This is a genomic window from Shewanella waksmanii ATCC BAA-643 (genome assembly GCF_000518805.1).
In the GTDB taxonomy this organism is placed as follows: Bacteria; Pseudomonadota; Gammaproteobacteria; order Enterobacterales; family Shewanellaceae; genus Shewanella; species Shewanella waksmanii.
This window is the reverse complement of the sequence record NZ_JAEH01000043.1, coordinates 22764-46594: the sequence shown is the minus strand read 5'-3', so window position 1 is coordinate 46594 and position 23831 is coordinate 22764. Positions and strand designations below refer to the sequence as shown.

Below are 23831 nucleotides of genomic sequence, written 5' to 3'. Positions count from 1 at the left end.
CACAACCTTGAAGCAAGTATGAGCCGCAGAGGGAACTGCCATGATAACGCTGTTGCAGAGAGTTTTTTCTCACTCCTAAAGAAGGATAGAGTTAAGCGAAAAGTCTATAAAACCAGAGATGAAGCACGCTCAGAAATATTTAACTATATCGAATATTTCTATAATCCAGTGCGCCATCATGGTAGTAATAACGGACTGTCACCAATGAAGTTCGAAAAGCAGTATTTTGAGAAACTAGAAAGTGTCTAGATAACTAGGGGCTTACCAGAGTGAAATAATTCTAGAGTCTATTATCCGCTGCCGAAAGTGTGGAGTTAAGAAAAAAAGAAGTAATGCCAGCTGATGCTTGCCAACACTTTTATGAGTGAACATCTTGCCGTCAACTTCTAAAGCCTTTAGCGGGAGACAGTTGTGTTTTGCTCTTTTGGCACTGTTAAGTGCCCGCTAATTCAAAACGGTAGTGGCTGCTGTTGTTAGCTCAGATACATGTTGTTTAGATGAACACGAACAGTGAGTCAACGCTCTTTCCTTTGCCAATGTGGGTTTACAATGGAACACACCTTATTGAGGTGCGATCCATATCTGTTACTGCAACAAACTGCCATCAATTTCATGAGATTTTGCTGCTGAGTCGATGAGCGCTTTGGCGGTGAGTTGAGGTACGCCATACACTTGGGTTTCGATACCGTATTTGTGGGTGATGTGGCCTAGCAATAGGGCGAAGTCGCCGTCTCCAGACAGTAAAATAATGCTATCGACTTCACTGGTTGCTTCCATGATATCGATAGTGATGCCGACGTCCCAATCGCCTTTGGCACTGCCATCACTGCGCTGAAAAAAGTTTGTTGTTACCTATTCGAATACTTAATAGGTATTAATTAGAAAACAAGGTATTTCATCTGCATTCTATGAACCTGAAAATAGAACTTCATCTGTAAGCAAAGTTGCAACAGTTGAAATATTATTGAACAGAGAATTGAGAATGATATGAAAAAATATTCGCTTATTATTGCAGCACAAATACTTGCTGGTTGCTCAGCTACAAAAATTCAAGATGATACTAGAGGTGTTCGAATAGTGTCAGAATTGGATACAAGTAAATGTCAATTCAAAGGGGAGGTTTCAGCATCACAAGGTAACTTTTTTACTGCTGATTTAACGAGTGACGAAAATATAATTAAAGGTGCACGTAATGACCTTCGTAATGAAACCGCTGCGTTAGGTGGTAATTATGTCCTTTTAATCAAAGCTGTTGATTCTAGCAACGAAGGGATTGCAGCATCAGGAACCTCAAATGGGGTTGTTATGAGTTCCAGTAAAGGTGTTTATAGTAGCGTCCTAATTGGTGAAGCTTTTTATTGTGAATAACCTTTAGAACCTTCAGTAAATTAGCATAGAAAACTGCCAAATCTATTGCAACAAGCTGCCATCAATTTCATGAAATTTCGCTGCTGAGTCGATGAGCGATTTGGCGGTGAGTTGAGGTACGCCATACACTTGGGTTTCGATACCGTATTTGTGGGCGATGTGACCTAGCAATAGGGCGAAGTCGCCGTCTCCAGACAGTAAAATAATGCTATCGACTTCACTGGCTGCTTCCATGATATCGATGGTGATGCCGACGTCCCAATCGCCTTTGGCACTACCATCACTGCGCTGAATAAAAGGTTTGAGTTTGACTTCAAAGCCAATGTGTTTCAGTGCATCTTGAAATTTGAGCTGACCATCGTCACCGCGGTGAATCGCGTAGGCGTTGGCAATGGCAATCTCCCCTTCGTAGCCTAAATGTTGCCATAGTTTGCGATAGTTAAATTGACGGCCATAGGCCTCTTTGCAGGTGTAGTAGATGTTTTGCACATCGACAAAAATGGCAAGTTTTTTCACTTGGTGCTCCAAGGGGTGAGTATGCTGCTCACCATACCGCAGCAGTGGGCAATATTGAAGGCTTGCCTGTTAAATATCTGGGTTATCTGGCTGATAGCGCATGGCGATGAGCTGAGGTTCGCGTTGCTGATAGCGTCGCAGTAATTGGGCGATATCATTGTGTAGCTCTTCAGTTTGCTCAAACTGCTGTTGGCGATAGAAATTGACTAAGCTGGGTAAGCAAAAAAGGTAAGTTGGCTTTGCTGTTAGTTTGGGCGTAATGGCGGTGAGTAGCTGCTTGCCAAAGCCTTGATGCTGTTTTTCTGGCCTGACGAGCATCCCGGTAAGTAGTTGGTTTTCACCTATTGGGCGCAGTCTCAATGTGGCGATGATGTCGTTAACGCTAACGGCGATTGCTGATGAACTGCAGCCGTTAACGAGTGTAGCAATATGCTCGCGCGCATTGGGTTTCGCATTGGGCATATACAGGCGATAAAACTGCTTAACTTGCTGACGGGATTCGGGGTCAGCTATCCATACTATGTGCATGGTCGCAGCATGGCTTATGCAGATCTCTATTGCAAGAGACTTGCTGACAAACTGTCGGTTTTTGGTGATCAATGTGGCCAGTTTGTTAGTGACGATCTTTGAGTTTGTTAACAGAAATTGTTTGTTACAAGCTTTTGTTACTATTAGATAAGTTATTTGCGCAGCTTTACATTCATTTACTCTAATTTTTCAGGTTTTTTCTTTAAAATAGTCCCTAGTATCGGTCTCTTTTTTTGGCAGTAGTTATCATGAAAAAAAGCCTTATTTTAATCCCTCTTGTGGCGGCAGTTATTGCCGTGATTGGTTACAGCAGTTTAAGCGAAGCAAACAAAGGCCAACCTAAAGCAAAGTCTGTGCGGGTGGTACCTGTTATGACGGGGATTGTTGATGAGCATGAGCTGTCTCAACAGATCACCTTGATTGGTAAATTAGAGGCCAATCAATCGGTGTACATTGCCCCTGAAGTGCAGGGCAAAATTAAGACGATTAACGTCAATGCCAACGAAGCCATCACCGCCGGCCAGGTGCTCATTGAGTTGGAAGATGCACGGGCAAAATCTAATTTGATTGAAGCCAATGCCTACCTGCTAGATGAAAAGCGTAAACTGGCCGAGTTTAATCGCTTGATTGAAAGTAACGCCATCACCCAAACAGAGATTGATGGTCAACAAGCCAGCGTTGAAATGGCAGCGGCGCGTTTAAGCGCTGCACAAGCCGAACTAGACTATCATTACATTCGTGCCCCCTTTTCTGGTACTGCGGGTCTAGTTGATTTTAGCTTAGGTAAAATGGTGTCCGTGGGTAATGAGTTGCTTAGCTTGGATGATCTGTCTTCAATGCGCCTAGATATTCAAGTGCCCGAAACCTATTTGTCGCAGATTAGTGTGGGGATGCAAGTGAGCGCCACCAATCGCGCTTGGCCCAAAGAAGTGTTCTTTGGTGAAATTGTGGCGATAGATCCACGCATTAACCAAGATACCCTCAACATGAAAGTGCGGGTTAACTTTGACAACAGTAAAAAACAGTTAAAGCCAGGCATGTTAATGTCGGCCAATTTAACCTTTCCGGCTGTGTTAGAGCCAGTTATTCCGGTGCAGGCGCTGGAGTACTCTGGCACTAAACGTTACGTGTATGTGGTGGATGAACACCAAATGGCTAAACGTACTCAAGTGACCTTAGGTGCCCGTATTCAAGATGAAGTGTTAATTAGCGAAGGCGTTAACGTTGGCGATCGTATCGTGGTACAAGGATTAGTGAACATGCGTGACGGCTTGAAGGTCGATGATTTAAGTATTACTGCCGATACACAAATTGCCGATATTGATGACGCTCAGCCTCAAGGGAGCCGCGGTTAATGTTGTTATCTGATGTGTCGGTTAAACGGCCGGTTGTTGCCATCGTTTTAAGCTTACTGCTATGTGTGTTCGGCATTGTGTCGTTCTCTAAACTGGCAGTCCGAGAAATGCCCGATGTAGAAAGCCCTGTGGTTACTGTTATGACCACCTATGAAGGCGCATCTGCGACCATCATGGAAAGCCAAATTACCACTGCGATTGAAGATGAACTTACTGGCATTAGTGGTGTTGATGAAATTACTTCGGTAACCCGTAATGGGATGTCACGTATTACTATCGTGTTTGATCTCGACTGGGATTTAACCGAAGGGGTGAGCGACGTGCGTGACGCGGTTGCCCGTGCTCAGCGAAGGCTACCAGATGAAGCTAACGATCCGATTGTCTCCAAAGATAACGGATCCGGTGAACCGTCGGTATACATCAACCTTAGCTCGTCAGTGATGGACCGGACCCAGCTAACCGATTATGCCCAGCGGGTATTAGAGGACAGATTTAACCTCATCACAGGGGTGAGTTCGATTGATATCTCTGGTGGCTTGTACAAAGTGATGTACGTGCAGCTTAACCCAGAGCTGATGGCGGGCCGTAATGTCACTACCTCTGATATTATTTCGGCATTGAATACCGAAAACGTTGAAACCCCTGGTGGGGAAGTACGCAACGACACCACAGTGATGACGGTACGTACCGCGCGGTTATATCACCACCCAGAAGATTTTGATTATTTGGTGGTGCGCACAGCCGAAGATGGCACGCCAATTTATCTAAAAGATGTAGCTTCGGTCTTTATTGGCGCTGAGAATGAAAACTCCACCTTTAAAAGTGATGGTGTTCCTAATTTAAGTTTGGGCATTATTGCGCAATCTGACGCCAACCCACTTGAGGTGGCCAAAGGGGTTCACCAAGAAGTTGAGCGTATTCAAAAGTTCTTGCCTGAAGGCACAGAGCTTACCGTCGACTACGACTCTACGGTATTTATTGACCGTTCTATCAGCGAAGTTTACAACACGTTATTTATTACTGGCGCCTTGGTTGTGCTGGTGCTGTATATCTTTATTGGCCAAGCACGCGCCACGTTAATTCCTGCGGTGACGGTACCGGTATCGCTAATTTCAGCGTGTATCGCGGCCAACTTCTTTGGTTTCTCTATTAACCTACTGACCTTAATGGCACTGATTTTGGCCATTGGCTTAGTGGTCGATGATGCCATTGTGGTGGTAGAGAACATGTTTCATCACATTGAACGTGGTGAGCCGCCATTACTTGCGGCCTATAAAGGTGCACGAGAGGTGGGCTTTGCGGTTATGGCAACCACTGCTGTTTTGGTCATGGTGTTTTTGCCTATCTCCTTTATGGACGGTATGGTCGGGCGGTTATTTACCGAGTTTTCTGTGATGCTTGCCATGGCAGTGATCTTCTCATCGATTGTCGCGCTCACATTAACCCCAGTTCTGGGCAGCAAAATCTTAAAATCTGAGGTGAAGCCCAATGGCTTTAACGTATGGGTCGATAAGCTGTTTGCAGCCTTTGAGCGCAATTATCGCCGCGCGGTAACGCTGGCGGTAAAGTGGCGCTATGGCGCCCCAGCGGTCATTGTGTTGTGTATAGCGGGCAGCGGCTGGCTGCTTAATCAGGTACCCGCGCAACTGGCTCCGCAAGAAGACCGTGGGGTAATTTTTGCCTTTGTTAAAGGCGCAGAAGGCACCAGCTACAACCGTATGACCGCCAACATGGATATTGTTGAAGAACGCTTAATGCCTTTACTCGGTGAAGGGGTGATCAAATCCTTTAGCATACAGGCGCCAGCATTTGGCGGCCGCGCAGGTGACCAAACTGGCTTTGTGATCATGCAGCTTGAAGAGTGGCAAGACCGTGACATCAATGCTCAGCAAGCTTTAGGAATTGTGGCTGAAGCACTAAAAGGTATCCCCGATGTCATGGTGCGTCCTATGTTACCGGGCTTTCGGGGCCAATCTAGTGAGCCGGTGCAATTTGTACTTGGCGGCTCGGATTGCAAAGAGTTATTTAAATGGGCACAAGAGCTCCAAGAAGCGGCCTTTGCCTCGCCTATGCTGGAAGGGACGGATTTAGATTACGCCGAAACCACACCAGAGTTAGTGGTCAGTGTCGATAGGCAGCGTGCCGCCGAACTAGGTATTAGTGTAGCATCGGTGTCAGAAACTTTAGAGGTGATGTTAGGCGGCCGCAGTGAAACCACCTTTATCGATCGCGGTGAAGAGTACGATGTTTACCTGAGAGGTGATGAAGACAGCTTCAATAATATGGCTGATTTAAGTCAAATCTACATGCGTAGCGCGTCAGGGGAGTTAATTACCCTTGATGCGATCACTAAGATTGAAGAGGTGGCATCGGCCCATAAATTGAGTCATACCAATAAGCAAAAGTCGATCACGCTAAAAGCTAACTTGGGCGAGGGTTATACCTTAGGTGAGGCGTTGGATTTCCTAGACGACCAAGCCATTGAGATGTTACCTAGCGAAATCTCAGTTAGCTATACTGGTGAGTCAAAAGACTTTAAGGGGAACCAAAGTAGTGTCATGGTGGTGTTCGCCTTAGCCTTATTGGTTGCTTATTTAGTCCTTGCGGCGCAGTTTGAAAGCTTTATCAACCCGTTAGTGGTGATGTTTACAGTCCCCATGGGGGTGTTTGGTGGCTTTATGGGGCTTTACCTTACCGGACAAGGCCTTAATATTTACAGTCAAATTGGTATGATCATGCTCATTGGTATGGTGACTAAGAACGGCATTTTGATTGTTGAGTTTGCTAACCAACTGCGGGATAAAGGCGAAGCAATTGAGCAAGCGATTATCAATGCTTCAGCCAGACGTTTACGTCCGATTTTGATGACAGCCTTTACCACTTTGATTGGTGCGATTCCGCTAATTATGTCCTCGGGCGCGGGCTCAGAAAGCCGCATAGCGGTAGGTACCGTGGTGTTCTTTGGTATGGCATTTGCCACCTTTGTCACCCTATTGGTGATTCCCGCCATGTATCGCCTTATATCTGGCGCAACGCATTCACCCGGATACGTTGAGGCGCAACTCAATGATGCCATAGTGGCACAAGAGGCTAAGCTTAGCAGTAATCATTAGCTGCTGTGGCGTTAACCATTAAAAAGGCTACCATTAAGGTAGCCTTTTTTGTTGCTTGGCCAGTGCGCCGTTAAGTAATTGATTCGTTGCATCAAAGCGGCATTGATAACATAGTCTAAAATGATATTTTAAAATGCGATAAATACTGTATCTTGTGCATGAATTGCTGGCTGACATTTTCGAATGCATTATGCGGCTTTTAGGGCGACGGAGTTGCTCAAAATTAGCTTGTTTAACACAATATTTCTAGGAGAACCTATGTGGCGCAGCCTGAGTTTGCTGGTCATTGTTTTAACATTAGCAAGCGGACAATTCAGTCATGCCGCAACGATAGTTGAACGCCTTCATGATGTAGAACAGGCTGCAAGCAGGAGCTTGACCATATCGATAGATGCGCTTGAGGAGTTGTCGACCCAGGTTGATAAGATGGATGTGCAGGAGCTTGGGATCTACTTTATGATAGCGACCGATCTTGCGGTTGTGCATCATGACGAGCAAGCTATTCTTGAGCTATTGTCACAAGCCAAGCAGTTAATGCCGGCTTCAGATCCATCTCGGGCTTATTGGCTGGCTATTATCGAATTTAAATATCGCTTGTTGGTTGATAATGTTGGTCAGTACATAAAGCCATTACAAGCGCTTGAACCTGGCCTTAAACAGGTAGATTCAGCATATCTACATGCCTACTATTACACTTCTTTGCACGTGGGATTGTTTGAAACTAACGTGCTGGATCTTGCGTTAGATGCGGCCATTAAAGCGCAGCAATTATGGACTGAGTTAGCAAATCCACACCGTGCACTATCGAGCCAGTACCAAGTTGCATCACTGAAGATGTACATGGGAGATGTGGTTTCCGCTGAGCAGGAATTAAACGCTGCCCTGCAGCGCGCTCATGAGATTGATGCCGTTTATAGTCAAATAGGCATCGGTCTAAAACTGGCCACTTTAGCCGATTTTCTCCAGCAGCCCGACGAAGCTATCGCTCAACTTGAGCAGATCGAGCGCCAATACCAGGTCAATCCACAACATCCATTTTATTGGGCTTTGATGTCACAAAGAGTGCAAATTAATGCCAAGCTGGGCCGTAATCGTCAGGTGTTAGCAGATACTAAGTTAATGCTCGCTAACGATGTACAAAGCTATTTTGCTAATCGCAACCTTATGCGTTTGCTTAAGGCATCGGCAATGGTGCGTTTAGGCGAAACAGCCAATGTGAGTCAGTTACTCGAAGAGGTGCTCAATGAGTACCAGCGAGTAGGTGACAAGTTAGGGCGGTTTGAAACCTTGCTGGTGCAAGCAGAGCTCGACTATAGCAATCAAGATATCGACAACTTGTTTAAACGCATGCAAGCTGTGGTGTTGCTGATCCGCAATTACAGTGATCAACAAGGGGCAAAACGCGCCGACAGAGTGGAAATGGCGGTAGAGTCAGAGCAGTATGCCGAGCAGGCGGCAGAGTTGTCTGAAGCGAATGCAGAGAACTTAATTGAAATTAGCGATCAGCAGCAGTCGATAGCCAGCAAAAACAGCCAGTTGTTTTTATTGAGTGTATTATCGCTAGCGCTAATTTTGGTGTCTATTTGGCTCACCTTTGCTCTGCGCCGCATTCGTATTTTGGCCAATATTGATAGTTTGACGCAGATTTATAATCGTCGTAAAGGGCTTATCTCGGCCGAGCAGAAACTGAGCCGGGGAGTTAAAGCGCGTCAGCCATTTACTGTTGCGATTATGGATTTAGACAAGTTTAAGCAGATTAATGACGCTTACGGTCATGCAACTGGCGACACCGTATTACAATCATCTGTGGCAGCTACATTATCTGTACTAGGTCAACGCGGTGAGATTTGCCGTATGGGTGGGGAAGAGTTTATGATTTTGCTGCCCAAGCATGATAAAGAAGCCGCCAGTCAGGTGCTGCAAGAGGTGTGTGCGCGCTTAACCGAGTTAGACTTCTCTGCCACCAATATGCAGCAACAAAAGGTGAGTGCCAGCATAGGCATGTGTGTATGGTCAGCAAATGCTAAGGTGGGTCCAGCAGGGTTGCTTGAGCAGCTGATAGCCCAAGCAGATAGTGCGTTATATGAAGCCAAAGCCGCGGGGCGCAACCAGGTGGTATGCGCCGATTATCAAGCTTAGCTTGTTATAAGCTCAGTTTTTCACCCGTGAAGGTACCGCGCCATAATTGCTGGTCAATGAACAGTAGCTCGCCAGATTTGCCTTTTTTGATGCTGGAATCGATGGCAATCACCTTGTTGTTAAAGCGTCCTAGCACGCGGTCTTGTGAAGTGTGGCCAACGGCTACTCGGCTCACTTCAAAGTAAGCCAAAATCCGCTCAAGTTCCTGTTGCGAGTAATCTTCGTCAAAATAGCCGCGAAACCAAGTGGGACCATTGCCAAAAAATAGATAGCTGAGTAAGGGATCTTGCTTAAGCTCAGCTTTGGTTTTATCCACATTGGTTCGATACAGCTGATTCACTTTATCGAGGGCCAATTTGCGGTTGACCCACTCAATATCAATGCCGCCATGCAAAAACAAAGTGTCATTGATTTTAACTAAGGTATTTTTCGATCTGAGCCATTGGCCGATCTCAGTGTCGCGACCATATAATTGATCGTAAGGTCGCTCAAGTAGCTGGCTACTTAGCTCATAACGAGGGTGGATATACCTAAGATCGCCCCTCAGCACCATCTGCTCATGGTTACCCATTAATAGATGCAATTTACCTCCTGCTGCAGTTGCTTGGGCGTCAAGTTTATACATGAGCCACAACACTTCATTGATCTGATGTCCGCGATCAAACATATCACCGGTCATTACCATATGGCCGTCGCCAAAGGTCCAGTTTTGTTGGGCATCAATAATATTGTGGCGTTGTAATAGCGTCACTAACACGTCAAATTGCCCGTGAACATCACTCAGTGCCACAATCTGTTTAATTCCGCTGTAGCTATCTGCTGACAGCTGTGTGGCATCAGGGTTGAGGCTTGGTTGTGGCAGTTGACCACAATTGTGAGGGCGTTGAATTTGTGCGTTTAGCTGGGTGTGGACTTGCTGTTTTAGTTTGCCATTGCAAATCCAATTGACTTGATGCTGCGTAGAATCACTGCCATCAAAAATGTAGGGGCCGTCATAAAACTCATCAATAGATTGCGAGCCGGCCGCAAAAGCCAATGGCGTTGAAATAACGGCGCCCAACAGGGCGCAGCGGCGTAACAAGCGCGAGAGAATAAACATCAAAAGTTGCCTTTTATTATTGTACTAGTGCTATTACCAACCGATGAGGTAACGGCTACGTTTGTTCAGCAATGCCTTTATGACAACAGCAATGACATAGGAGATGGCTATCACCCCTAAGGTAACCACTAAGGTGGTAAGTACATTACCTTGCCCTTGTAAACTAAAAACATCTGGGCTGTTATAAATCATCCACCACGGGGTAGTGATCCAGGGGTGAATGAAGTAGATGGCAAAACTGACATCGGCGAGCTTTTGCAAAGGTTTGATGCTGATGTGTTCAAACTTATTAAGAATGGCTAACAGCACTAAAGTCAGTAAGATTTTTTGTGGCAACATTAAGTCTGGCACGGTGAGTTCCAATGCCGGTTTGTTGAGCACGCCAGCGCCATAAAAGTGAGCCTGACCGATGGCAAGCGCAATGGCTGATAACAACATTAGTAGCCAATACTTATCGATAAATGGGAATAAGCGGTCGCGATGCTCTGAACTCCAAACTCCAAACAGATAGACCGGCAAGAAGTAAAATAACGACTGGATTGCGTTAAGGTTCGATTCTGGGCGGTGGATTAACATCGCAACAACAAACAATGGCAGCGCAAAGTGCATTAATCGCTGTGTTTTAAGCAAATGCATCACCCACGGCGATAAGGCAAATAACATCATCCCCATGGGGATATACCAGTAAGCCGTTAATGTTCGCCCAGTAATCACATACCAACTAGCGACCTCTGCAGGCCCGGTTAAATCGGTGTAATTGAGGTGCATTAAGGGGTCGGTACCGGCGGTAATATGCCAGACAATCCAAGGTAGCGACAACAAAAGGTAGGGCAGGAAAACAAATTTGGTTTTGTTCTTCATGTATTTTTTGTAATCCCAGCGATGGGCGAATACATGATGAAATAGAAAGCCAGAAATAAATACAAAAAATACCGTGCCATTCATCATTAAGTTAAACCAGGCTTTATCGGCTAAGGTTTCTACTTGCCACCCCGCTGGACGATAGCAATGGGCCATCACAATAAAGATTATTGCGATGCCGCGAAAATGATTAATGCTGTTAAGAAAGGCTTTTTTAGCTTGTGGCTTAGGCTGATCTCCACTGGCGCCCTTCGCGTCGACCTTGTCGTTATTGTTATTGGCAACGTCTTGATTCACTCTATATTCCTTGTTGAATTTACCTTACAGTAACATCTTAGCACTAACATTAACCTAGCAGCTATCCTCAAAGACTAAACCGAGGTTAAATAGATCTAGAATCGATATTGGCTGAGACATAGACAGCAGAGCGAAGGCGCTAAATCAGCACGGTAGGCCATTTTCAGGTTATCCAGCATAGTTTTGTACAGATTTAAGGAAGATGAATGACAAAAATTTTGGGGTTATTACTCATGTTGTCTGCCGCCATTGTGCCGGATGCCTATGGCGCAAGCTCTCAGCGGCAAATTACTGAGCTGAAGATCACGACACTTTCAACCATGCTAGCCAGCCGCGGTATTGGCGAGTGGGGCTATGCTGCTTTAATTGAGGTCGACGGTAAAAAGATCTTGTTTGATAGCGGTTACCGTCCGCAAACAGTGCTGCAAAATGCGCAAGAACTCGGGATTGATCTATCTGATGTCGAAGATGTGATTTTAAGCCATAACCACGGCGACCATACCGGCGGCTTGCTAAGCATTGCCCAAGCCATCCGCGCTAAAAATCCCCATGCGATTAAGCGGGTGCATGTTGGTAAGGGTATTTTTGCCGAGCGGGCTAATAGTCGTAATGGCATATGGAAAATGCGAGATGAGTTGCTGAAAATGGGCGTAGAGTTTATTGAGTACGATAAACCAACAGAAATTTTCTCGGGCGTGTGGGTGACGGGCAATGTTCCAAGAGTGCATGACGAGAAAAATTGGAATCAAAAAGCCAAGCTTGTGACTCAGTCAGGGTTAGTCAGTGACATTGTTGCAGAAGATCTCTCATTAGTACTCGATACCCCAAAGGGTTTTGTCTTGGTCTCTGGGTGCGGTCATGCTGGCATTATCAACACCATGGAACATATACAAACTAGCATAGGCCAAGGTAACATCACTGCCGCTATAGGTGGGTTTCATCTGGTATTTGCCAGTGATGAGCATTTAGCTTGGACAGCAAAAAAATTACAGGGTTTTGGTTTGAAGCAGATGATAGGCAGTCATTGTACTGGTGTGGATGCTTTGTACACGTTGCGCCGATTACTTAAATCAGACCGTCAACATATGGTGGTCGGCGCTATTGGTGATGAGTTCAGCCTGAAAGAGGGAGTTAAAGCTGGCTTTATTGCGCATTAATGCTACCAAACACGGTATGTAAACAGTAAAAACGGAGGCATTCGCCTCCGTTTTTACTATGACTTAACCTAAGGTTATTTAGTCATTTTCTTGTACTTTAAGCGATGCGGTTCAATAGCATCAGTGCCTAATGTCTCTTTTAACCAAGTGGAATATTCTGTGTAGTTACCTTCATAGAAATTGACTTGGCCCTCATCACGGTAATCTAAGATGTGAGTCGCGATTCTATCGAGGAACCAACGGTCATGCGAAATCACCATGGCGCAACCTGGGAACTCTAATAGCGCTTCTTCTAGTGCTCGCAAGGTTTCTACATCTAAATCGTTGGTTGGTTCATCGAGAAGCAGTACGTTACCGCCAGCTTGCAGTAGCTTAGCAAGGTGCACACGGTTACGCTCACCACCTGAAAGGGTGCCGATGATTTTTTGCTGATCACCACCACGGAAATTAAAGCGTCCAACATAAGCACGACTTGGAATTTCAGTGTTGTTAATGCGCATAATGTCTTGGCTGCCAGAGATCTCTTGCCAGACGGTATTCTTATCGTCCATTGAATCGCGGAACTGCTCAACCGAGGCAATTTGCACCGATTCACCTAACTCAACGCTACCGCTGTCAGGCTGCTCAGCACCAGAGATCATTTTAAACAGCGTCGATTTACCCGCACCGTTAGCACCAATAATACCGACAATCGCGCCTTTAGGTACGCTAAAGCTCAAGTCATCAATTAAGATGCGGTCGCCATAAGACTTAGTCAGGTTATTAACTTCAATAACCTTATCACCTAAACGCGGTCCAGGCGGAATGAACAGCTCGTTGGTTTCGTTACGTTTTTGGTAATCGTTGGTATTAAGCTCTTCAAATCGAGCCATACGCGCCTTACCTTTTGATTGACGACCTTTACTGCCTTGGCGTACCCATTCAAGTTCTTTGGCAATGGTTTTTTGACGAGCACTTTCTGTTGCTGACTCTTGCTGCAAACGCGCATCTTTTTGTTCAAGCCATGAAGAGTAGTTACCTTCCCATGGGATACCTTCACCACGGTCAAGTTCTAGAATCCAGCCTGCAGCATTATCTAGGAAGTATCTATCGTGGGTAATCGCCACTACGGTACCAGTGTAATCTTGCAAGAAGCGCTCTAACCACGCCACGGATTCAGCATCCAAGTGGTTGGTGGGTTCATCAAGTAGCAGCATGTCTGGCTTTTCAAGCAGCAAACGACAAATGGCTACACGGCGACGTTCACCCCCTGACAACACCTCGATTTTCTCGTCCCAATCGGGTAGGCGCAGTGCATTGGCGGCACGTTCTAGAATGTTGTCTAGGTTGTGAGCATCTTGGGCTTGAATGATGGCTTCAAGTTCACCTTGCTCTTTTGCCAACGCATCAAAATCGGCATCGGGTTCGGCGTAAAGTGCATAGACTTCATCAAGACGTGTTAGTGCATTTTTGGCTTCAGAAACCGCTTCTTCAATGGCTTCGCGCACGGTTTGCTGCTCGTCTAGCTTAGGCTCCTGCGGCAAGTAACCAATTTTGAGGTCCTGCATCGGACGCGCTTCACCTTCGATTTCAGTATCGAGGCCGGCCATAATGCGCAGTAGCGTTGATTTACCAGAGCCGTTAAGACCCAAAACACCAATTTTAGCGCCAGGGAAAAAACTCAACGAAATGTCTTTAAGGATCTGCTTTTTCGGTGGAACAATTTTGCCCACTCTAAGCATGCTGTATACAAACTGAGCCATGTTAGATTCGCTTATTTTACCAATAATGCAGGCAATTCTACTGTAATCATCGCCGAACTTAAATCTAACTTTTACTAATTTGTCTTGGCAATTTCTGTGTTGGTTTCGCTGCTATTCTCTGCCGCTTGTTAAACAGGGCGGATGGCAACGCCACGACTAACGCATTGCAAACAGTGTTTTCGTAAAATCGAGCTTAATCATTACGTGGATATTCGGTTTCGCTAAGGTATTCACCTGCTTAGAATTCGGCGTCATAAGATAAAAATGAATTTAGCTGCCGATTTAAATGCAAGTAATTTCATGTTGTAAGGTCTGGGATTGTGATCAATTGCACTGTAGAATACGCGCAACCCTACTTATAAGACTGTACAGCTGGAGTAACCAATGCTGAAAAAAGATATGAACATTGCGGACTATGATCCACAACTTTTTCAAGCGATTGAAGATGAAACTCGCCGTCAAGAAGAGCACATCGAACTTATCGCTTCAGAAAATTACACGAGTCCTCGTGTTCTAGAAGCCCAAGGTTCTCAGTTAACCAATAAATATGCGGAAGGTTATCCAGGCAAGCGTTACTACGGTGGTTGTGAGCACGTTGATATCGCAGAAGAGCTCGCTATTTCTCGCGCAAAAGAACTGTTTGGTGCAACCTATGCCAACGTTCAGCCGCATTCAGGTTCGCAAGCTAACTCAGCAGTATTTATGGCACTTCTTCAAGGCGGCGATACTGTTTTAGGTATGAGCCTTGCACATGGTGGTCACCTTACTCACGGTTCACATGTAAGCTTCTCAGGTAAGCTATATAACGCCGTTCAATACGGTATTGACGAAACGACGGGTAAGATTGATTACGCTGAAGTTGAGCGCCTAGCGGTTGAGCATAAGCCTAAGATGATTATCGCTGGTTTCAGCGCATATTCAGGCATTATCGATTGGGGGAAATTCCGCGAAATCGCTGACAAAGTGGGTGCTTACCTATTTGTTGATATGGCACACGTTGCAGGTCTTGTTGCGGCTGGTATCTACCCGAACCCACTGCCACATGCACACGTTGTAACAACGACTACCCATAAAACACTAGCTGGTCCTCGTGGTGGTTTGATTCTATCTGCATCAAACGATGAAGATATTTACAAGAAACTTAACTCGGCAGTATTCCCAGGTGGCCAAGGTGGCCCATTGATGCACGTTATTGCTGCTAAAGCCGTGGCATTTAAAGAAGCATTAGATCCTGAGTTCACCGCATACCAAGAGCAAGTTGTTGTTAATGCGCAAGCGATGGCAAAAACCTTTATTGAGCGTGGCTACGACGTCGTATCTGGCGGTACAGACAACCACCTGTTCTTGCTTGATCTGATCAGCAAAGACATCACAGGTAAAGATGCTGATGCTGCATTAGGTTTAGCAAACATCACTGTGAACAAAAACTCAGTACCAAATGACCCACGTTCTCCATTTGTGACTTCGGGCCTACGTATTGGTTCACCTGCAATCACACGTCGTGGTTTCAAAGAAGCGCAAGCGGTTGAGTTAACACAGTGGATGTGTGATGTACTTGATGACATCAGCAACGAAGCGACCATTGAGCGTGTTAAGCAACAGGTGCTTGAATTGTGTGCTAAGTTCCCTGTTTATGGTTAACCTTAAAGGTTAAATCAGGTAAACTCCGATGGCCGCTAATATAGCGGCCATTTTTGATCTTAATGATCCATTATTTAGCAGGAGGCGCTATGCATTGTCCATTTTGCAGTGCTACAGATACCAAAGTGATTGACTCGCGGTTAGTTGCAGATGGCCACCAAGTTCGCCGTCGTCGAGAATGTGCGGAGTGTCATGAACGTTTTACCACCTTTGAAGGGGCTGAACTGGTGATGCCCAGAGTGGTGAAGCAGGACGGGAGTCGTCAGCCTTTTGATGAAGAAAAACTGCGTGGCGGTATGTTACGCGCGGTAGAGAAACGTCCGGTATCGATGGATCAGATTGAGCAAGCACTAACCAAAATTAAGTCAACATTGCGGGCCACCGGTGAACGTGAAGTACGTTCTGAGATGATTGGTAATCTGATGGTGGACCAGTTAGTGACCTTAGACAAAGTGGCTTATATTCGCTTTGCCTCTGTCTATCGTGCTTTTGAAGATGTGTCGGAGTTTGGTGAAGCTATTGCTAAGCTACAAAAGTAGTCAATTTGCAAAAGGTGTTTGAGTGAACGGTTCAACATTTGACAATGCCATGATGGCAAGAGCCATAAAGCTTGCCCATAAAGGTCGCTATACGACTGCGCCCAATCCAAGTGTTGGCTGTGTTATCACCCAAGGTGAAACGGTCGTGGGTGAAGGGTTTCATATTCAAGCTGGCGGGCCCCATGCCGAGGTGCATGCGATTCGTGCTGCTGGCGATGCCACTCACGGTGCCACCGCTTATGTCACCTTGGAGCCTTGTAGTCATTATGGCCGCACACCTCCTTGCGCTAAGGGACTCATTGATGCCAAAGTGGCGCGAGTTGTGGTTGCTGTCACTGACCCAAATCCGCAAGTGTCAGGGCGGGGTATTACCATGCTACAGCAAGCAGGCATCCAAGTGGATGTTGGGCTGATGTCACAAGCCGCCGCAGCTATCAATCCTGGGTTTATGCAGCGTATGGCTACAGGTTTGCCAAGGGTCACGATAAAATTAGCGGCTAGCATTGACGGCAAAACGGCGCTACAAAATGGCCAATCTAAATGGATATCCGGGCCACAGGCGCGCCAAGATGTTCAGCGCATGCGGGCGCGACATAGTGCTCTTATTACCGGTATTGAAACCGTTTTAGCAGACGACCCCTCATTGAATGTACGCCCGCAAGAGCTAGGCTATGTTAGTGAGCAAGTTGATAGTGCGCTGATTCGTCAGCCGGTACGTGTGATACTTGATAGCCGCGCTAGAGCGCGCCATAGCCTAAAATTGTTCTCGATAACCAGCCCAATATTATTGGTGTCTTGCTGCGACTACCCGCAACAAGAAACAGACAATTGGCCAGCACATGTGAGTCATCTCAAATTAGCGGCGGTTGACGGTAGAGTCCCCTTAGACGCGCTGTTAGGCTATTTAGCTCAGTCACATAACGATGTCATGGTTGAAGCTGGCGCAACGTTAGCCGGGGCTTTTGTGGGCCAAGGGCTTGCCGATGAGTTGGTGCTGTATCAAGCACCGAAAATTATCGGTGCCAGCGGCCGAGACATGCTAAACCTAAAGGTGTTTAGCAGCATGGCGCAAATTCCAGATATTCAACTGGTTGACCAAGTTAAGGTCGGGGTTGATACGCGTTTTACATTTCAAATCGCTAAGCAGCGTTAAAAAGTAGGTCATATGTTTACTGGCATCATAGAATCCATCGGTACATTGAGAAAAATTGAACGTCGAGGTGAGGATATTCGCTTGACGGTATCGAGTGGCAAATTAGATTTAAGTGACGTAAAGCTTGGTGACAGTATTGCTACCAATGGGGTGTGCTTAACCGTTGTAGAATGCCTAACTGATGGCTATGTCGCAGACATTTCGGCTGAAACGGTTAACTTAACTGGTTTTGGTCGTTATCAAGTTGGGCAAGCCGTCAATTTAGAAAAAGCGGTCACGCCGACCACACGTTTAGGCGGCCATATGGTCAGTGGGCATGTTGACGGTATTGCCAGTGTGGACGATCGCATGTTGCGCGGTAAGGCGATTGAGTTTTGGCTTACCCCGCCCGCAGAATTAGCCAAGTACATTGCCCATAAAGGGTCGATTACCATTGATGGTGTCAGTTTAACGGTCAATGAGGTTGATGGCGCTCGGTTCCGCTTAACGATTGTGCCGCACACTGCTTCAGAAACCACTCTGCTGAACCTGCAAGCCGGAGATAGCGTCAACATTGAAGTTGACCTGATTGCCCGTCACATTGAACGCTTAATGGGGCTTGGCGCACAGGAAAACGATGCTAACCATGGCACAGTATCAAATGTGACGATGGATTTACTGGCGCGCTCAGGGTTTATCAAATAATACACAAGCGTAAAACTACCGCTTAAAGTGGCCAAATTGGCAATTAGCGGATTTAATAAATTAATACAAGAAAATGAAAGGTCTTACCATGGCGCTACATAGCATAGAAGAGATCATTGAAGATATCCGTTTAGGTAAAATGGTTATCTTGATGGACGATGAAGATAGAGAAAATGAAGGCGATCTAATCATGGCGGTAGACCTTGTTACGCCTGAAGCGATTAACTTTATGGCGACTTTTGGTCGTGGTCTCATCTGTCAAACCATGACAAAAGCTCGTTGCCAACAGCTTAACTTACCTTTGATGGTGACCAACAATAATGCCCAGTTCTCGACTAACTTTACCGTGTCGATTGAAGCGGCAGAAGGGGTAACCACTGGTATTTCTGCTCAAGACCGAGCGGTGACAGTACAAGCGGCTGTTGCTAAAGATGCTAAGTCATCAGATATTGTGCAACCAGGGCATATATTTCCACTCATGGCCCAAGAAGGTGGCGTGCTAATTCGTGCAGGTCATACTGAAGCGGGCTGCGATCTTGCTCGCCTAGCTGGCCGGGAGCCTTCAGCGGTGATTGTTGAAATACTCAACGATGATGGCACTATGGCAAGACGTCCAGACCTAGAGGTTTTTGCCGAAAAACACGGTTTGAAAATGGGCACCATTGCCGATTTGATTGAATATCGCAACACCAAAGAAACCACGGTTGTATGTGAAGCTAAATGTAAATTGCCCACTCGTTTTGGTCAGTTTGACATGATGACCTATCGCGACACGATAGATAACCAGCTGCATTATGTATTGGTTAATGGCGAAGTTAAGCCAGATGTCCTTGTGCGAGTGCATTTACAAAATACCTTTAATGACTTACTCCATTCAGAGCGCGATCAGCAGCGTAGTTGGCCGCTTGAGAAAGCCATGGAGCGCATCGGTAACGAAGGTGGCGTATTAGTCTTGTTAGGCCATCAAGAGCACAGCAGTGATATTTTGGCTAAAGTGAAAGCGTTTGAACTAGAAGATAACGGACAAGCTCCAGTGCCTGCACCGTGGAAAGGTACGTCTCGCCAAGTGGGCGTTGGCTCGCAAATTTTGGCCGATGTGGGTGTCACCACTATGCGTCTATTAAGTTCACCTAAGCGTTATCATTCGCTGTCGGGCTTTGGTTTAGAAGTGACTGAGTATATTGCCGATTAATCTAGGCGATAATGAAAATTAACTGATTCTTATAAAATGCATGGGGATCAGAAGTGGGCGTTGTGTTATCATACCGCCTCTTTTTTGCCCGTGCCGGGTTTAACGCCGATTATACAGACGGTTTAGCCACGTATAGGTACCGCTTAGTATAATTAGCATCAGCAAAAGTTAGGTAAGATAAATGAACGTAGTTCAAGGTAATATCGAAGCGAAAAACGCCAAAATTGCTATCGTTGTATCACGCTTCAATAGCTTTGTGGTTGAAAGTTTACTTGAAGGCGCGATTGATACATTGAAGCGTTTTGGTCAAGTTGAAGACGACAACATTACTGTTGTACGTGTTCCGGGCGCGGTAGAACTACCATTAGCTGCACGTCGTGTTGCTGCTAGCGGTAAATTTGATGGCATTATTGCGCTAGGTGCAGTAATCCGAGGTGGTACACCTCATTTTGATTTCGTTGCAGGCGAATGTAATAAAGGTCTAGCGCAAATTGCTCTAGAGTACGACCTTCCTGTTTCATTCGGTGTATTAACCACAGATACCATTGAGCAAGCGATTGAACGCTCTGGTACTAAAGCAGGCAACAAGGGTGGTGAAGCCGCGCTGGGTCTGTTGGAAATGGTTAATGTTCTGCAAGAACTAGAACAGCAGTTGTAAGATTAGGAAAAATAATGAAGCCTTCTGAGCGCCGCAAGGCACGTCGTCTAGCCGTACAAGCTATCTATTCATGGCAGTTGAGTGGAAATAACGTTGCTGATGTTGAGCACGAGTTTTTAACTGAACAGAAAACTGACGGTGTCGATATCGCCTATTTTCGTGAGTTGCTGTCTGGTACCGCAACTAAGCAGTCGCAACTAGATGAGTTGATTGTTCCTCATATAGAGCGTGCTTTTGACGAAGTGTCACCCATCGAGAAAGCGGTATTACGCATTGCGACTTATGAGTTAACGTTCCGTAAGGATGTACCTTATAAGGTGGCGATTAACGAAGCCATTGAGCTAGCCAAAGCGTTCGGCGCTGAAGATGGTCATAAATTTGTGAACGGCATACTTGATAAGATAGTCGCTCGCAACTAAACATAAAAACGGTATCTCAGGATGCCGTTTTTTATGAGCTAACATTAATTATTATTTAGACTTCTGGTGCGACTATGCATGGGAGGTCGCTTAAACTGGTACGAGAACTGTGAAAGAGTTTAAAGTCATTGAGCGATTTTTTACCGGCCGAGGTCAAAACCGTCGTGATGTTGTACTCAATATAGGCGATGATTGCGCACTCGTTGCTCCCGCCGAAAATAAGTCTATTGCAATATCTTGCGACACCTTAGTTGAAAACACCCACTTTTATCCTGACATGCCCGCTAAAGCGTTAGGCTACAAGTGCTTAGCGGTTAACTTGTCAGACTTGGCTTCTATGGGCGCAGAACCCGCTTGGATGACGTTGGCGCTTACGCTACCTGATGTCGATGAAGCGTGGTTAGCAGATTTCAGCCAAGGTTTGTCTGATATTGCTGAATACTATGGTGTCAGCCTAATTGGCGGCGACACCACCCGAGGACCACGCAGTATCACCATTACCGTACACGGTCAGGTGCCAGAAAAGAAAGCACTGACTCGCGCAGGGGCTAACAATGGTGACTGGATTTATGTCACCGGCACTTTAGGTGACTCAGCGGTGGGGCTAGCATTGATAGCCAATGAACCGGGCGTAGAGGCCTCGGCACAAGATAGAGACTATCTGATTAATCGTCACTATTATCCCAGCCCTCGGGTATTAGCTGGACAGTCGCTGCGAAACTTGGCTTCAAGTGCTATCGATATTTCTGACGGGATTTTAGGCGATATCAAGCACGTGCTAAAACGATCAGAAGTTGGGGCGGTGATCGATGTTGAGCAGTTGCCGCTATCTGACGCGCTAGTCAATACTGTTGGCAAAGAGAGCGCAATCAATTATGCACTCAGTGGCGGTGAAGATTATGAATTGCTGTTTACCGTGCCTGAATCGCAACGTGGCGCTTTGGAAACTTCATTGGCTCATGCTGGCGTGACGTTCACTCAGATCGGTCAAATTTGTACTGGAGACAAGCTAAAGCTGCTGCGTAGCGGTCAAGAGTTTGAACCGAAAAACTTATCATTTGAGCATTTTTCTTAATGAGTTTACTGACTAAAGATCCTGACGTTGCCAAGCTTTCGCTGCGTAATCCGATCCACTTTCTAGCGCTTGGCTTTGGTTCTGGTTTAGCGGCGAAAGCCCCGGGCACCTTTGGCACCTTGGCGGCGATTCCGCTTTATTTGTTGATGATGCCGCTATCATTGCCTTGGTATATCGGGTTAACGCTACTCAGTGTTATTGCTGGTTTTTATATCTGTGACAAAGCATCCAAAGATATGGGCGTGCATGATCATGGTGCGATTGTATGGGATGAAGTGGCCGGTTTGCTCATTACCATGATTGCCGCACCAGCTGGCATTATCTGGCTAGTGATTGGCTTTGCTTTATTTCGCTTTTTCGATATTTTAAAGCCTTGGCCAATACGCTGGCTTGACGCCAAAGTTCATGGCGGCTTTGGCATTATGATTGATGATGTTCTGGCGGGTATTTTTGCGCTGATTTGTCTACAGACCTTGGTTTATTTTGTAGGGTAACCGCACCAATAGCCGGAAAAAATAACGCCAGCATTTGCTGGCGTTGTGTTATGTATTACGCGAAAGCTCAATGCGCTTTTTTAGCAGTATGGGTTAACTTTGCAACAGCTCTTTAGCATTGGCTAAGGTGTTGTCGGTAATGGTATCGCCGCCCAACAAGCGCGCCAACTCTTGTAACCGCTCAGCTTTATCCAATGGCGTCATCGATGTTTCAGTCTGCCCGGACTTGCTCTGTTTATTGACAAACATATGTTGATGCCCGTTACCGGCGACTTGTGGTAAATGGGTTACACAAAACACCTGGGTCGATTCCCCTAAGCTGCGCAACATACGGCCGACAACCGCCGCTGTTGGGCCCGATATTCCCACATCCACTTCATCAAATATCAATGTTGGTGTAGACACTTTCTTAGCGGTAATGACCTGAATACCCAACCCGATTCGCGACAGCTCGCCGCCAGACGCGACTTTGCCAATGGGTTGCAAGGGCTGGCCTGGGTTGGTGGTAACCATAAATTCGACATGATCGCAGCCAGTCGCAGATAAGGCATTTTCATTAAAGTTAATGGCGATAACAAATTTACCTTTAGGCATACTCAACTCATGAATAGACTGAGTGACTTGCTTATCAAGCTCTTTGGCATAGCGCGATCGACTCTTGTGCAGCTTCTGAGCCTGAGTTAAATAGCTGGCTTTGCAGCTGGCGAGCTGCTCGGTAATTTCATTGAGCTTATCTTCATCGGAATCTAAGCTTTGTAATTCTTGACTCAGCTGTTGGTGGTGTTGATACAACTCTTCAGGCTTAACATGATGCTTGCGTGCTAGCTGCATGACTTTTGATAGCCTTTGTTCTAAAAAAGCAAAGTGTTCAGGGTCAAGCTCTAAGCTGTCCAAATAACGCTGAATTTCGCTGCTACTTTCTTGAACTTGGATCAAGGCTTCGTTGAGCATGCTACTGACGCTCTGCAAGCTGTCATCATAACCTGCAAGCTCTTGGGCCTCGCTTATCGCACTATTTAATTGTGATTCCACATCGCCTTGTTCATTGTCTTGCAATATAAACAGGGTGTTTTGGCAGGTTTGGATAAGTGCCGTGCCGTTAGCAAGTCGCTTATGCTCGGCTTCTATTTCTGTAAATTCTGTTTCACCTAAGGCAAACTCATCGAGTTCTTCAACTTGGTATTGCAGTAACTGTTTACGGGCGATACGTTCGTGTTGCGACTGCTCTAAGGCATGCAGCTCTTTTTCAATCATCTTGCAGCGCTGATAACTCGCCGCAACACCATCTAGGAGTATCTTATGGTTTGCATAGCTGTCGAGCAAGGTAAGCTGGTGCTCACTTTTCAGCATGGCGTGATGGGCATGTTGGCCGTGAATTCCCACCAATAGTTGCCCGATTAAGCGCATTTGCGTTAAGGGCACCGGGTTACCATTGATATAAGCACGTGAACGGCCGTCGCTGCCGATGGTGCGTCTTAAAATACACTCATCGTCCTGCTCAAGGTCATTATCTTCTAACCAGCGCTTCGCGAGTGGAATATCGTTGACTAAAAAGCGCGCGCTCACTTCGGCTTTAGTGGCGCCGGGGCGCACGCTATTGGCATCAGCTCGATTGCCTAAGCACAGGCCCAGCGCATCGATGGCGATTGACTTACCTGCACCGGTTTCACCTGTAATACTGGTCATGCCGGCTTTAAAATCGAGTTCAAGAAAGCGAACAATTGCAAAGTTATTGATGCTGAGCTGACAAAGCATAATGACATCCTTTCACATAGTACTGTATTAATGCACAGTATATACT

Annotated in this window: 21 protein-coding genes and 1 pseudogene; 15 read left to right on the top strand and 7 right to left on the bottom strand. The window is 46.1% G+C overall.

Annotation, left to right across the window (positions count from 1 at the left end):
- The coding region (locus L865_RS0115645) for an IS3 family transposase (RefSeq protein WP_028774096.1) at positions 1–249 on the top strand (249 nt) is incomplete at its 5' end.
- Positions 250–585: 336 nt separating this feature from the next.
- Here the strand turns inward: L865_RS0115645 and L865_RS24015 are convergent.
- Positions 586–840, bottom strand: a pseudogene (locus L865_RS24015) (NYN domain-containing protein); the annotation flags it as partial.
- Between the two features lie 147 nt (positions 841–987).
- Between L865_RS24015 and L865_RS24010 the strand changes: the two are divergent.
- A complete protein-coding gene (locus L865_RS24010; protein WP_051484650.1) occupies positions 988–1368 on the top strand; it encodes a DUF4156 domain-containing protein in 381 nt (126 codons plus the stop codon).
- A gap of 42 nt (positions 1369–1410) precedes the next feature.
- On the opposite strand, the gene L865_RS0115630 is transcribed toward L865_RS24010, so the two are convergent.
- Both L865_RS0115630 and L865_RS24005 read right to left on the bottom strand, forming a co-directional pair.
- Positions 1411–1884, bottom strand: coding sequence for a LabA-like NYN domain-containing protein (locus L865_RS0115630; protein ID WP_028774095.1), 474 nt, complete (start codon positions 1882–1884; stop codon positions 1411–1413).
- A gap of 69 nt (positions 1885–1953) precedes the next feature.
- Positions 1954–2412 carry a GNAT family N-acetyltransferase gene (locus L865_RS24005; RefSeq protein WP_051484649.1) on the bottom strand — a complete coding sequence of 153 codons (459 nt, stop codon included), beginning with the start codon at positions 2410–2412 and terminating at the stop codon, positions 1954–1956.
- 248 nt (positions 2413–2660) lie between these two features.
- Between L865_RS24005 and L865_RS0115620 the strand changes: the two genes are divergently transcribed.
- From L865_RS0115620 to L865_RS24615, 3 genes are all read left to right on the top strand, one after another.
- Complete coding sequence (locus L865_RS0115620) at positions 2661–3767, top strand: efflux RND transporter periplasmic adaptor subunit (protein ID WP_028774094.1); 1107 nt, start codon at positions 2661–2663, stop codon at positions 3765–3767.
- On the top strand, positions 3767–6880 hold the full coding sequence (locus L865_RS0115615; RefSeq protein WP_028774093.1) for a multidrug efflux RND transporter permease subunit: 3114 nt from the start codon (positions 3767–3769) through the stop codon (positions 6878–6880). The genes L865_RS0115620 and L865_RS0115615 overlap by 1 nt, the downstream gene beginning before the upstream one ends.
- 258 nt (positions 6881–7138) lie before the next feature.
- On the top strand, positions 7139–9019 hold the full coding sequence (locus L865_RS24615; protein ID WP_028774092.1) for a GGDEF domain-containing protein: 1881 nt from the start codon (positions 7139–7141) through the stop codon (positions 9017–9019).
- 4 nt (positions 9020–9023) lie between these two features.
- Here the strand turns inward: L865_RS24615 and L865_RS0115605 are convergent, their stop codons facing one another.
- Positions 9024–10118 (bottom strand): metallophosphoesterase, encoded by a 1095-nt coding sequence (locus L865_RS0115605; RefSeq protein ID WP_051484648.1) that lies wholly within the window; start codon positions 10116–10118, stop codon positions 9024–9026.
- A 33-nt stretch (positions 10119–10151) separates the two neighbouring features.
- Entirely contained in the window at positions 10152–11276 is a 1125-nt protein-coding gene (locus L865_RS0115600) for an acyltransferase family protein (protein WP_028774090.1), read from the bottom strand.
- Positions 11277–11482: 206 nt separating this feature from the next.
- On the opposite strand from L865_RS0115600, the gene L865_RS0115595 reads away from it, so the two are divergent.
- On the top strand, positions 11483–12433 hold the full coding sequence (locus tag L865_RS0115595; protein ID WP_028774089.1) for an MBL fold metallo-hydrolase: 951 nt from the start codon (positions 11483–11485) through the stop codon (positions 12431–12433).
- Positions 12434–12507: 74 nt separating this feature from the next.
- On the opposite strand, the gene ettA is transcribed toward L865_RS0115595, so the two are convergent.
- Positions 12508–14175, bottom strand: a complete 1668-nt coding sequence (gene ettA / locus L865_RS0115590) for an energy-dependent translational throttle protein EttA (RefSeq protein ID WP_028774088.1) — start codon at positions 14173–14175, stop codon at positions 12508–12510.
- Between the two features lie 384 nt (positions 14176–14559).
- Here ettA and glyA point away from each other — a divergent pair, with 384 nt between their 5' ends.
- The 9 genes from glyA (at position 14560) to L865_RS0115545 (ending at position 22030) form a co-directional block, all read left to right on the top strand.
- Positions 14560–15816 (top strand): serine hydroxymethyltransferase, encoded by a 1257-nt coding sequence (gene glyA, locus L865_RS0115585; RefSeq protein ID WP_028774087.1) that lies wholly within the window; start codon positions 14560–14562, stop codon positions 15814–15816.
- 89 nt (positions 15817–15905) lie between these two features.
- Entirely contained in the window at positions 15906–16355 is a 450-nt protein-coding gene (nrdR, locus tag L865_RS0115580) for a transcriptional regulator NrdR (RefSeq protein ID WP_028774086.1), read from the top strand.
- Positions 16356–16404: 49 nt separating this feature from the next.
- Entirely contained in the window at positions 16405–17508 is a 1104-nt protein-coding gene (ribD, locus tag L865_RS0115575) for a bifunctional diaminohydroxyphosphoribosylaminopyrimidine deaminase/5-amino-6-(5-phosphoribosylamino)uracil reductase RibD (protein ID WP_051484652.1), read from the top strand.
- Positions 17509–17520: 12 nt separating this feature from the next.
- A complete protein-coding gene (locus L865_RS0115570) occupies positions 17521–18192 on the top strand; it encodes a riboflavin synthase (protein ID WP_028774084.1) in 672 nt (223 codons plus the stop codon).
- Positions 18193–18280: 88 nt separating this feature from the next.
- Entirely contained in the window at positions 18281–19384 is a 1104-nt protein-coding gene (gene ribBA, locus L865_RS0115565) for a bifunctional 3,4-dihydroxy-2-butanone-4-phosphate synthase/GTP cyclohydrolase II (protein WP_028774083.1), read from the top strand.
- A gap of 181 nt (positions 19385–19565) precedes the next feature.
- Entirely contained in the window at positions 19566–20042 is a 477-nt protein-coding gene (gene ribH / locus L865_RS0115560) for a 6,7-dimethyl-8-ribityllumazine synthase (RefSeq protein ID WP_028774082.1), read from the top strand.
- Between the two features lie 14 nt (positions 20043–20056).
- A complete protein-coding gene (nusB, locus tag L865_RS0115555) occupies positions 20057–20461 on the top strand; it encodes a transcription antitermination factor NusB (protein WP_028774081.1) in 405 nt (134 codons plus the stop codon).
- 109 nt (positions 20462–20570) lie between these two features.
- Positions 20571–21536: a thiamine-phosphate kinase gene (thiL, locus tag L865_RS0115550; protein WP_028774080.1), complete on the top strand. Its 966-nt coding sequence runs from the start codon at positions 20571–20573 to the stop codon at positions 21534–21536.
- Positions 21536–22030 (top strand): phosphatidylglycerophosphatase A family protein, encoded by a 495-nt coding sequence (locus tag L865_RS0115545; protein ID WP_028774079.1) that lies wholly within the window; start codon positions 21536–21538, stop codon positions 22028–22030. The genes thiL and L865_RS0115545 overlap by 1 nt, the downstream gene beginning before the upstream one ends.
- 93 nt (positions 22031–22123) lie before the next feature.
- Here the strand turns inward: L865_RS0115545 and recN are convergent, their stop codons facing one another.
- The gene (gene recN, locus L865_RS0115540; RefSeq protein WP_028774078.1) at positions 22124–23785 is read right to left on the bottom strand and encodes a DNA repair protein RecN; all 1662 of its coding nucleotides are present in this window, start codon (positions 23783–23785) and stop codon (positions 22124–22126) included.
- Positions 23786–23831 lie beyond the last annotated feature (46 nt).